This window comes from Methylobacterium sp. CCH5-D2 (assembly GCF_001556475.1).
Taxonomy (GTDB): Bacteria; Pseudomonadota; Alphaproteobacteria; order Rhizobiales; family Beijerinckiaceae; genus Methylobacterium; species Methylobacterium hispanicum.
Genome location: NZ_LSIX01000802.1, coordinates 1 through 11,085 on the forward strand (window position 1 = coordinate 1; position 11,085 = coordinate 11,085).

Consider the following 11,085-nt stretch of genomic DNA (forward strand, 5'->3'; position numbering starts at 1 on the left):
GTCGTCGTGGGCCAGGGCCGCGTCTCGGTCAGCCCCGCCGGGCCGCAGCGCCAAGCCAGCGCCGCCCTGCCCGGCACCACCGCCCTCCGCTGATCCAGACACGCCGGTCCAAGCCCATGATCCGCTCCGCCCTGCGTCTCCCCCTCCTCGCGCTCGCCTGCGGCGGGCTCGGCGCCTGCAACACCGCCGACCGGCTCTCGCAGATCGGCGCGCAGCCGGTGCTCTCGGCGATCGAGGACCCGACGAGCCAGCCCGGCTACAAGCCGGTGCGGATGCCGATGCCGGACGTGCAGCCGGTCTCCTACGCGCCGAACTCGCTCTGGCGCACCGGCTCGCGCGCCTTCTTCAAGGACCAGCGCGCCGCCCGCATCGGCGACCTCGTCACCGTGAAGGTGAACGTCACCGACCGGGCGAACCTCAACAACGAGACCAAGCGCTCGCGCTCGAACAGCGAGGGCTTCGGCCTGCCGAACGCCTTCGGATTCGAGAAGAGCGCCGGGGTGGCCGCGGCCGGCATCGCCGCCGACAAGCTCCTGAACGCCACCTCCAACACCTCGAGCGACGGCGCCGGCTCGGTGCAGCGGGCCGAGACCGTGACGACGAGCGTTGCGGCGGTGGTCACGCAGGTTCTTCCGAACGGCAACCTCGTGGTCGAGGGCAAGCAGGAGATCCGGGTCAACTTCGAGGTGCGCGAGCTGATCGTGGCGGGCGTGGTGCGGCCGGAGGACATCGAGTCCGACAACACCATCGATTCGGCCAAGATCGCCCAGGCCCGCATCGCCTACGGCGGCCGCGGCCAGATCACCGACGTGCAGCAGCCCCGCTACGGCCAGCAGGTGATCGACGTGCTGCTGCCGTTCTGAGGCGGGTCCGCGCCCCGACGCGCTGGCGCGGGCGGCGGGAAAGGTGCATCGCTCGTTTACCTTCCGAATCGGCGAGGGACGGATGAGCGATCCGCGGCGCGCCTTCTGCGAGCGCTTTGGCCTGGAGCACCCGGTGATCCAGGCCCCGATGATCGGGCCCAAGCCCGCGCTGGCGGCCGAGGTGAGCGCGGCCGGCGGCCTCGGCTCCATCGCCTGCGCGGCGATGAGCCCGGACGGGATCCGCGCCGAGGTCGCGGCGCTGCGGGCGCGGACCGGTCGGCCGTTCAACCTCAACTTCTTCGCGCACCGCCGTGCCGCGCCGGATCCCGAGCGGGAGGCGGCCTGGGCGGCCCGCCTCGCACCGGCCTACCGCGCGCTCGGCATCGACCCCGCGGCGGTGACGCCCGGCCCCGAGCGGGCCCCGTTCGACGCCGGCATGGCCGAGGCCGTGACGGCGTTGCGCCCGCCGGTGGTCAGTTTCCATTTCGGCCTGCCCGAGCCGGAGCTCCTAGCGGCGGTGCGGGCGGCGGGCTGCCGCATCCTCGGCTGCGCCACCACGGTCGCCGAAGCCCGCTGGCTCGCCGAGCGCGGGGTCGACGCCATCATCGCGCAGGGCCTCGAGGCCGGCGGACACCGCGGCCTGTTCCTGAGCGAGGACATCGCCGGCCAGGTCGGCACGCTCGCCCTCGTTCCGCAGGTGGTGGACGCCGTGGACCTGCCGGTGATCGCCGCGGGCGGGATCGCGGACGCGCGCGGTTCGGCGGCCGCCTTCGCGCTCGGCGCCGCGGCGGTGCAGGTCGGCACCGCCTACCTCGCCTGCGAGGCGGCCGGCCTGTCGGCGGTTCACGCGCGGGCGCTGGCGGAGGCGGGCGACGCCGACACGGCGCTCACCACGGTGTTCACCGGCCGGCCCGCCCGCGGCCTCCGCAACCGGGCGATGCGGGAATTCGGGCCGATCGCCCCCGACGCCCCGGCCTTCCCGCGGGCGGCGGTGGCGCTGCAGCCGTTGCGCGTGGCGGCCGAGGCCCGCGGCTCGGGCGATTTCACGCCGCTCTGGGCCGGCCAGGGCGCGCCTCTGGCGAAGGTCCGGGACGCCGCCGCGCTCACCCGCGCGCTTGCCGGGGGCGCGGACAGGCTGCGCTGACGGTCCGCGGCCCCGTTATCATCCCGGGCTCCCGGTGAAAAAATCCGGTTGGCGGTGGCCATTCTGTCTCATCGCCGCGCGTCGCGCGCGATTGATCTCCGCCGCGGGCTCGAGGAAAAGGTCGCCAAGGCCGTCAGGACCACCCACCGGATGACGGCCACGGGAGAACGCGGATGGAGGGCAGCCGGCAAGGCTCGTCCGAGGCGGCGAGCGCGGCGGCGACGCCCCTGCAGGCGGCCGTGCGCCTCGATGCTGTGTCCATCGCCTTCACGCTGAAGGGCGGCAAGCGCTACGTCGCGGTCGAGGGCATCGACCTGGCGGTGCGGCCGGGCGAGTTCGTTGCCGTCGTCGGCCCGACGGGCTCCGGCAAGTCCACGATCCTCAACGCCGCCGCGGGACTGCTGAAGCCCGCCGCGGGCCGCGTCGAGATCTTCGGCCAGCCCCTCCCCCGGCTGAACGCGCGGGCCGGCTACCTTTTCCAGGCCGACGCGCTGATGCCCTGGAAGACGGCGCTCGACAACGTGGCGGTCGCCCTCGAGCCGCAGGGCGTGCGCCGCGCCGAGGCCCGGGAGCGGGCGCGCGCCTGGCTCGGCCGGGTGGGGCTCGCGACCTTCACCGACCGCTATCCCCACATGCTCTCGGGCGGGCAACGCAAGCGCGTGGCGCTCGCCCAGATGCTGATCCGCGATCCCGAGATCCTGCTGATGGACGAGCCCTTCGGGCCGCTCGACGCGCAGACCCGCCAGATCATGGGAAATCTGCTGCTCGACCTCTGGGCGCAGAACCGCAAGGCGGTGATCTTCGTGACCCACGACCTCGAGGAGGCGATCGCGCTCTCCGACCGGGTGGTCGTGCTCTCGGCGGGCCCCGCCGCCCGCGTCGTCGGGGACTTCCCCGTGCCCCTGGACCGGCCCCGCGACATCAGCGAGATCCGTTTGGAATCGCGCTTCCACGACCTCTACCGCGAGATCTGGTCCTGCCTCAGGGTCGAGGTCTCGCGCGCCTATGCCGGCGGCCCGGCCTGACGCGCGGAGATCCCAGACCGTGAACCGCCTCCTGCTCCTCGCGCTCCAGATCGGCGTCGGCCTCGCGGGCCTCGGCATCTGGCACGTGCTGACCGTCTATCCCGTCCTCGGCGAGACGCGGCAGATCCAGTTCTTCTTCTCGACGCCGGGCGCCGTGCTCTCCCGCGCCTGGGCCGAGATGCTGACCCCTGAGATCTGGGGCCATCTCTGGATCACCCTGCAGGAAACGGTGCTGGCCTTCGTGTTCGGCGCGGCCGGCGGCATCGCCTTCGGCTTCCTGTTCGCCCGCAACGCGCTGCTCGCCGCGGTGTTCGATCCCTACATCAAGGCCGCCAACGCCCTGCCCCGCGTGGTGCTGGCGCCGATCTTCGCGCTCTGGTTCGGGCTCGGCATCTGGTCGAAGGTGGCGCTGGGCTTCACGCTCGTGTTCTTCATCGTGTTCTTCAACGTCTACCAGGGCGTGCGCGAGGTGAGCCCGGTGGTGCTCAACAACGCCCGCATGCTGGGGCTGAACGAGCGCGGGCTCCTGCGCCACGTCTACTGGCCCTCGGCGCTCACCTGGATGTTCTCCTCGCTCCACACCGCGGTGGGCTTCGCGCTGGTCGGCGCGGTGGTGGGCGAGTATCTCGGCTCGTCGGCGGGCCTCGGCTACAAGATCCACGAGGCCGAGAGCGTGTTCGACGTCACCGGCGTCTTCGCCGGCATGCTGATCCTCACCGTCTTCGTCATCGTGATCGACGCGGTCGTCACCGTGATCGAGAACCGTCTCCTCGTCTGGCGTCCGCAGGCGGGCGGCCAGGGCTGAAAGGACTGATCCGATGCAACGCCGCAGCTTCCTCCTTGGCGCCGCCGCGGCGCTGAGCCTCGGCCGGACCGCCCGCGCCGAGACCGTGAAGGTCCGCATCGGCGTCGGCGGCAAGCCCCTGCTCTACTACCTGCCGCTGACGGTTGCCGAGCGGAAGGGCTTCTTCAAGGAGGAGGGCATCGAGGCCGAGATCAACGATTTCGGCGGCGGTGCGCGCTCGCTGCAGGCGCTGATCGGCGGTTCCGTCGATGTGGTCGCGGGCGCCTACGAGCACACGCTCCGCATGCAGGCGAAGGGCCAGGACGTGCGCGCCGTGTGCGAACTCGGCCGGCTTCCCGCCATCGTCATCGGCGTGCGCAAGGACCTCGCCAACACGGTGAAGAGCGTGGCCGACCTGAAGGGCCGCAAGATCGGCGTGACGGCGCCCGGCTCCTCGACGGCGCTCGCCGTGCAGTTCGCGATGATCAAGGCCGGGCTCAAGGCCACCGACGCACCCCTCATCGGCATCGGCGGCGGGGCCGGCGCCATCGCGGCGATGAAGAAGGGCGAGATCGACGCGGTCTCGCACCTCGACCCGGTGATCGCGAAGCTGGAGGCGGATGGCGACATCAAGGTCCTGGTCGACACCCGCACGGACGAGGGCACGCGCCAGCTCTTCGGCGGGCCGAACCCGGCCGCGGTCGTCTACACCAAGCAGGACTGGATCGAGCGCCACGGGGTCGGCACCCAGAAGGTGGTGAACGCCTTCACCAAGGCGTTGAAGTGGGTCGCCACCGCGAGCCCGGAGGAGATCGCCGACCTGGTCCCGCCGACCTACCATTTCGGCGACCGGGCCCTCTACGTGCAGGCGGTGAGGAACTCGCTCGCCACCTACTCGCGCACCGGCATCCCGAGCCGCGACGGCATGAACAGCGTGCTGGAGCTGGTCCGCACCCTCGACCCCGAATTGCAGGGCGCGCAGATCGACCTCGCCAGGACCTTCGAGGACCGCTTCGTGAAGCGGGCGATGGAGTAGGCGGGCGTCCGCCGGCGGTTCAGGATGTGGCGCTCCCTGCTCCCCGCGCGCGGGGAGAGGCCCGCGGGCACCCTGTCGTGCCTGAGGGAAGCGCAGGCGAAGCCGCAGCGGCGGTGAGGGGGCTTGAACGGAAGAGACTCCCCCGTCGAAGCCCCCTCACCATCGCGTCGATCCCTCCGGGATCGATACGCCGGCTCGCTTCGGCGACGACGAGGTCGCCGATGCCCTCTCCCCGCACGGCAGGGAGAAGGGATCCGCCGACTCTCGCGGTGGCTGCCCGCAGGAGGCACGGGCTTCCTTGAAGGCGCCGCCGCTACTCCGCCGCCGGCAGCGTCTCCGTCCGCGCCCGCTGGCCCTTGCCGCGGGCGGTCTCGTCCAGCGCGTCGGTGAACTGGAGCGCGGCGAGCTGCGCGTAGAGCGCGCCCTGCGCCAGCAGGCTCTCGTGCGTGCCCGCCTCGACGATCCGGCCCTCGTCGAGGACGAGGATGCGGTCGGCGGCGCGGATCGTGGCGAGCCGGTGGGCGATGACCAGTGTAGTGCGGCCCCGCATCAGCGTGTCGAGCGCCTGCTGCACAGCCCGCTCCGATTCGGCATCGAGGGCCGAGGTCGCCTCGTCGAGGAGCAGGATCGGCGCGTCCTTCAGGATCGCCCGCGCGATGGCGATGCGCTGGCGCTGGCCACCCGACAGCGTCACGCCGCGCTCGCCGATCTGGGTGTGGTAGCCCTGCGGCAGGGCCTCGATGAAGCCGGCCGCGTGGGCGAGCTCGGCCGCGCGCCGCACCTCCGCCTCGCCGGCCTCGGTGCGGCCGTAGCGGATGTTCTCCATCACCGTGCCGGAGAACACGGTCGGGTCCTGCGGCACCAGCGCCATGCGGGCGCGCAGGTCGTCCGGATCGGTGCGGACGAGATCGACGCCATCGACCAGCACGCGGCCCGCCTGCGGGTCGTAGAAGCGCAGCAGCAGTTGCAGCACGGTACTCTTGCCGGCACCCGACGGGCCGACCAGCGCGATGCGCTCGCCGGGCGCCGCGCGGAAGGTGAGACCGTCGAGGGCCGGCTTCTCCTCGCGGGTCGGGTAGGCGAAGCGCACGGCCTCGAAGGTCACGGCGCCGCGGGCGGGGACGGGTAGAGCCACTGGATCGGCCGGCCGGCCGATCGCCGGCTCGGCGGCCAGGATCTCGGCCAGGCGCTCGGCGGCGCCGGCCGACTGCGCCATCTCGCCGTAGACCTCGGAGAGCTGGCCGAGCGCGCCCGCGCCGAACACCGCGTAGAGCACGAACTGCGAGAGCTGGCCGGCGCTCATCTGGTGGCTGAGCACCCCTTGCGCCCCGTACCACATCACCCCGACGACGCTGGTCGAGATCAGGAAGATGGCGACGCCCGTCAGTAGGGCGCGGGCCCGGATCGAGTTGCGGGCCGCCCCGTAGGCCTCCTCCGAGGCCGCGGCGAAGCGGGCGGCGGTGGCCTCCGAGCGGCCGAAGGCCTGCATGGTGCGCACGGCCCCCACGGCTTCGGCCGCGTACGCGGAGGCGTCGGCGAGCCGGTCCTGCGCGGCGCGCGAGCGGCGGCGCACGCCGCGGCCCGAGACGATCAGCGGGAAGACGATGAGCGGGATGGCCGCCAGCACCATCACGGAGAGCCGCGGGCTCGTCACCACCATCATGGCGACCGCGCCGATGAACAGGAACAGGTTGCGCAGCAGGATCGAGATCGAGACGCCGAACACCGCCTTCACCTGCGTGGCGTCGGCGGTGAGCCGCGAGACGATCTCGCCGGACTGCGTGCGGTCGAAGAAGGCCGGGTCGAGCACCGTGAGGCGGGCGAAGACGGCGCTTCGCAGGTCCGCCACCACGCGCTCGCCGAGCGTCGTCACAGTGTAGGTGCGGGCGGCCGAGGCCAGCGCCAGCACCGTGACCACGCCCAGCAGCGCCAGGAAATAGGCGTCGATGACGGCGGAGCCCTCGGCCGAGAAGCCGTGGTCGATCACCCGCCGCATCGCGATCGGCACCGTCAGGGTGGCGGCGGAGGCGGCGGCCAGCGCGACCAGCGCCGCGAGCATGCGGCCGCGATAGCGCGCGGCGTAGGGGAGGAGGGGGCGCAGGGCGCCGAGCGATGCCTTGCCGCGCCCCTCGGCCCCGCGTGTTGTCTTACCCATGGCGTTCCGTTCGGATCCCACCCTGTACGAGTGCGCTTGTTCGCGGACGGAGCCTGGGATATACGCGCGGCTTCATCCGATTGCGCGTGTTGAATGGCCGCGGGCCTCTAGAGACGGGCCGGTCGGCGTTGCACGAGCCGTTGCCATGAACCTCGGGTTCATTGCAACAATTCCAAGAACACCAGGTCAACCCGGCGGGCGGGGCGATCCCCACCCGGACGGCACTGCAGGGACAAAGGTCATGGCGAAGGACGCGGCCGCGAAGGCCAAGGGTACCGAGCACCCCGACTACCACTTCATCAAGGTCGTGATGACCGACGGCAGCGATTACCGGACGCGCTCGACCTACGGCAAGGAAGGCGACACGCTGAACCTCGACATCGATCCGCTCACCCACCCGGCCTGGACCGGCGGCGAGCAGAAGATGCTCGATCGCGGCGGCCGCGTCTCGCGCTTCAACTCGCGCTTCGGCAACCTCGTCGGCCGCCGCTGAGGCGGCGCGCCGGCCTCCGGGACGGCATGAAAAAGGGGCGCCTCCGCAAGGAAGCGCCCCTTTTTTCGTGCCCGCACGGTGCTTCGGGCCCCGTGCGTCCCTCTCCCTCCCCAGAGCGAGAGGGGACGACGGGCGCGTCCTCAGTGGTGCTGGAAGACCGAGCGGAGCAGGCCCTGCTGGGCCGCCACCGGGCTCTCGCGCGGCACCGGGGCCGGACGGTCTTCCGAGATCAGGCCGTCGAGGTGCAGGATGCGGCTGTGCAGGCGACGGGTGCGCAGGATCAGGTTCTGGAGCCGCACCGGTAGCAGGCCGAAGCTCTCGGGCTTCGGCGGCTCGGCGGCGGCGAGCCGCACGCGGTTCTTCTCCTGAAGGGCCTGGCTCGGGGTCAGTTCGCCCTCGGAGACGGCGCGCTGCACCAGGAGCCACGAGGCGACCTGCATCAGCAGCGTGGTCAGCCGCATGCTCTCTGAGGCGTAGCAGAGGGTTGCGTCGCGCGAGATCAGGCGGGACTCCTCGCGGCCCTCGCCGTCGAGATAGGCCGCGGTCTCCTCGACCAGCGCCATGCCGTCGCGGAAGAGGGCGCGGAAGGCCTCCGACCCCACATAGGTCCGGCCGAAATCCACCCAGTCGCGCTCGTCGCGGAACGTGACGTCGAAGCCGTTCATCTTGCCTCCTGAACCCCGGTTCGGGCGGCGTCCCGTGTCGGGATCCGCACGCCGATCGCGTGGTCGTGGACGCAATCCTAGCGCCCCGCGGGGCGATCCGGTAACGATAGCTAAACATAACGTTAATGCGCCGGCGCCGCACCGGCGGCGACGCGCCGGAAGGGGAGGGGCGGGGCCGTGACCGGCGCTTGCCGTCCCGGTGCGGGACGGCCCGGTCCCGAAACGCGACGGTGCGGCTTTTCTGCCACGGCCACGCTCGGGCAGCCGGGCGACGGGACGAGCGGGGCCGTGGCGGGTGCGCCGCCGCACCCGCGCGCCACATTCTGGCCGGGTCCCCATGGGTTCTTAACCGTACCCAGATACCCCGGCGACAAGGGGCGCGGCGGGCGATCCGGCCTGCCGAACCCGTATCTCGCCCACCGACGGACAGAGCCACCGGCCCATGCTGAAACTGGCAACCCTGCGGGTCTCCACGAGCCTCGCGCTGCTCGCCACCGCCGCCACCGCGGGCGGCGCCCTCGCCCGCGAACCGGGCGGCTTCGCCCAGGCCGAGTGGGCGCAGGACTACGCATCGCCCGCCGCCATGCAGGTGCAGCGCTCGTCCACCCCGATCCTGTCGCCCCAGACCGTGGCGGCGACCGAGCAGATGGTCGAGCGCTACAAGGACATCGTCGCCCGCGGCGGCTGGCGGCAGGTCGGCGGCGCCGACCGCCTGCGCATCGGCGCCAAGGGCCCGGCGGTCGCGGCCGTCCGCCAGCGCCTCATCGTCACCGGCGACCTCGACGCGGCCGCCGGCACCTCGGGCGTCTACGATTCCTACGTGGCCGCCGGCGTGAAGCGCTTCCAGGCCCGCCACGGGCTCAGCCAGACCGGCGCCATGAGCCTCGCCACGCAGCAGGCCATGAACGTGCCGGCCGACATCCGCCTGCGCCAGCTCGAGATCAACGCGGTGCGCCTGCGCTCCTACTCGGGCAACCTCGGCAACCGCTTCGTCATCACCAACATCCCGGCGGCCCTCGTCCAGACGGTCGAGAACGGGCAGGTCGTGACCCTGCACGCCGCCGGCGTCGGCAAGATCGACCGCCAGTCGCCGATCATGAACACCAAGGCGACGCAGATCAATTTCAACCCGACCTGGACGGTCCCGGCTTCGATCGTGAAGAAGGACCTCATCCCGAAGATGCAGAAGGATCCGAACTACCTCACCGACAACAAGATCCGCATCCTGTCGGGCGGCGGCGAGATCTCGCCGAAGTCGGTGAACTGGTTCTCGGACGAGGGCACGCGCTACACCTACCGGCAGGATTCGGGCGCCGACTTCAACTCGATGGGGATCGTGCGCATCAACATCCCGAACCCCTACGGCGTGTTCATGCACGACACGAACACCAAGGGCGTGTTCGGCGACGACTTCCGCTTCATCTCCTCGGGCTGCGTGCGCGTGCAGAACGTGCGCGAGTACATCACGTGGCTCCTGAAGGACACGCCCGGCTGGGGCCGCGAGCAGGTCGAGCAGGCGATCGAGAGCGGCAAGCGCATCGACGCCACGCTGACCCAGCCGGTGCCGGTCTACTGGACCTACATCACCGCCTGGTCGACCCCGGACGGCCTCGTGCAGTTCCGCGACGACATCTACAAGCGCGACGGCGTGAACGTGCCCTCGACGATCAGCGCGCCGACGCCGGTCGCCAGCGCCGAGTCGACCATGCCGGAGACCTTCGAGCCCGGCGACGAGGAGGCGAACTGAGGCCTCGGCCCTCGGCGCCTAAAGACAAGAGGCCCGCACGCCGACGGCGTGCGGGCCTCTCTCGTTCTCAGCTCCGGTGCGGCGGGTCAGGCGGCGAGCTGACGGGCCTCGTGCTTGCCCTCGCGCACCTCCTCGATGATCTTGGCCACGAAGGCGTCGAGGTCGCCGGGATTGCGGCTGGTGATGATGCCCTGGTCGGTCACGACCTCCTTGTCGTGCCAGCGCCCGCCCGCGTTGATCACGTCGGTCTTGATCGAGCTGAACGAGGTCACGTCGCGGCCCTTCACGGCGCCGGTCTCGATCAGCAGCCAGGGCGCGTGGCAGATCGCGGCGACCACCTTGCCGGAGGTGAGGAAGCCCTTGATCACCTCCAGCGCCTTCGGCTCGAGGCGCAGCTTGTCCGGGTTGATCTGGCCGCCCGGCAGGACGAGCGCGTCGTAGGCGGCGGCGTCGATCGCCTCCAGATCGTGATCGACCGCGACGTTCTTGCCCCAATCGGTCTTGTCCCAGCCGCGGATCGATTCCTTCGCCTCGCGGGATTTCGGGGCGACCACGTGCACGGTCGCGCCCGCTTCCCGCAGCTTGGTCAGCGGCACGGTCAGTTCGGTCTCCTCGAACCCGTCGGTGGCGAGGATCAGGACCTTGGACTGCTTGATGTCGGGCATGGCGTCGTCTCCCGTTTCGTCGTTGGACTGGACTGGCAACGGGAGCGGCGTCGCGGCGTTCCGCCCGGTGAGGGCAGGGCGGGCCCGCGTCGGCGTCGGGCCGGAACAGGCGGGCGGCGCGGCCGTTAGCCCACACATCCCAGACAGCCAGCCCGACAACCAGGAGATCCGCGCATGGCCAATCCCGGCCTTCCGACGCCCGACCCCGCGCCCGGCGACCTTCCGCCGCCGCCCCAGCCCGACGATCTGCCGGATGTCGGCCCCACCGGCCCGCGCACGCCCTACCCGGTGAACGATCCCGGCATCGGCGAGCCGGGCGGCCCAGGCTCCGAGCCCGACGTCTTTCCCGGCAGCCCGACCGATCCGGGCGTGCGGATGTAGCGGGCGCCGTCTTCCTCCCCCCGCGGGGGAGGAGCCTCCCGGCCGGAGGCCTCAGTGGCCGCCGTGCGAGGCCCGCACGTCGCGCGGCGCGTTCAGGATCTCGGCGAGGCTCGTCGCGACGTGGCGG

At 71.8% G+C, this 11,085-nt stretch carries 11 protein-coding genes; 8 read left to right on the forward strand and 3 right to left on the reverse strand.

What is annotated here, in order from left to right:
* Positions 1-116: 116 nt before the first annotated feature.
* The 5 genes from flgH to AX737_RS38300 all read left to right on the forward strand — a co-directional run bounded on the left by flgH (position 117) and on the right by AX737_RS38300 (position 4,852).
* Entirely contained in the window at positions 117-863 is a 747-nt protein-coding gene (flgH, locus tag AX737_RS38280; protein WP_066924681.1) for a flagellar basal body L-ring protein FlgH, read from the forward strand.
* Between the two features lie 82 nt (positions 864-945).
* Positions 946-2,007 (forward strand): nitronate monooxygenase, encoded by a 1,062-nt coding sequence (locus tag AX737_RS38285; protein WP_066924683.1) that lies wholly within the window; start codon positions 946-948, stop codon positions 2,005-2,007.
* Between the two features lie 173 nt (positions 2,008-2,180).
* Entirely contained in the window at positions 2,181-3,032 is an 852-nt protein-coding gene (locus AX737_RS38290) for an ABC transporter ATP-binding protein (protein ID WP_066924685.1), read from the forward strand.
* Between the two features lie 19 nt (positions 3,033-3,051).
* The gene (locus AX737_RS38295) at positions 3,052-3,837 is read left to right on the forward strand and encodes an ABC transporter permease (protein WP_082773200.1); all 786 of its coding nucleotides are present in this window, start codon (positions 3,052-3,054) and stop codon (positions 3,835-3,837) included.
* Between the two features lie 13 nt (positions 3,838-3,850).
* A complete protein-coding gene (locus AX737_RS38300; protein ID WP_066924689.1) occupies positions 3,851-4,852 on the forward strand; it encodes an ABC transporter substrate-binding protein in 1,002 nt (333 codons plus the stop codon).
* Between the two features lie 313 nt (positions 4,853-5,165).
* On the opposite strand, the gene AX737_RS38305 is transcribed toward AX737_RS38300, so the two are convergent.
* The gene (locus AX737_RS38305; RefSeq protein WP_066924691.1) at positions 5,166-7,007 is read right to left on the reverse strand and encodes an ABC transporter transmembrane domain-containing protein; all 1,842 of its coding nucleotides are present in this window, start codon (positions 7,005-7,007) and stop codon (positions 5,166-5,168) included.
* Between the two features lie 241 nt (positions 7,008-7,248).
* On the opposite strand from AX737_RS38305, the gene rpmE reads away from it, so the two are divergent.
* Positions 7,249-7,500 carry a 50S ribosomal protein L31 gene (rpmE, locus tag AX737_RS38310; protein WP_066924693.1) on the forward strand — a complete coding sequence of 84 codons (252 nt, stop codon included), beginning with the start codon at positions 7,249-7,251 and terminating at the stop codon, positions 7,498-7,500.
* Positions 7,501-7,640: 140 nt separating this feature from the next.
* Here the strand turns inward: rpmE and AX737_RS38315 are convergent, their stop codons facing one another.
* Positions 7,641-8,165 (reverse strand): DUF1465 family protein, encoded by a 525-nt coding sequence (locus AX737_RS38315; protein ID WP_066924695.1) that lies wholly within the window; start codon positions 8,163-8,165, stop codon positions 7,641-7,643.
* A 442-nt stretch (positions 8,166-8,607) separates the two neighbouring features.
* Here AX737_RS38315 and AX737_RS38320 point away from each other — a divergent pair, with 442 nt between their 5' ends.
* A complete protein-coding gene (locus AX737_RS38320) occupies positions 8,608-9,912 on the forward strand; it encodes a L,D-transpeptidase family protein (protein WP_066924697.1) in 1,305 nt (434 codons plus the stop codon).
* A gap of 86 nt (positions 9,913-9,998) precedes the next feature.
* On the opposite strand, the gene AX737_RS38325 is transcribed toward AX737_RS38320, so the two are convergent.
* Positions 9,999-10,577, reverse strand: coding sequence for a type 1 glutamine amidotransferase domain-containing protein (locus AX737_RS38325; protein ID WP_066924699.1), 579 nt, complete (start codon positions 10,575-10,577; stop codon positions 9,999-10,001).
* Positions 10,578-10,751: 174 nt separating this feature from the next.
* On the opposite strand from AX737_RS38325, the gene AX737_RS38330 reads away from it, so the two are divergent.
* The gene (locus AX737_RS38330) at positions 10,752-10,958 is read left to right on the forward strand and encodes a hypothetical protein (RefSeq protein ID WP_066924701.1); all 207 of its coding nucleotides are present in this window, start codon (positions 10,752-10,754) and stop codon (positions 10,956-10,958) included.
* The last annotated feature ends 127 nt before the right edge of the window (positions 10,959-11,085 follow it).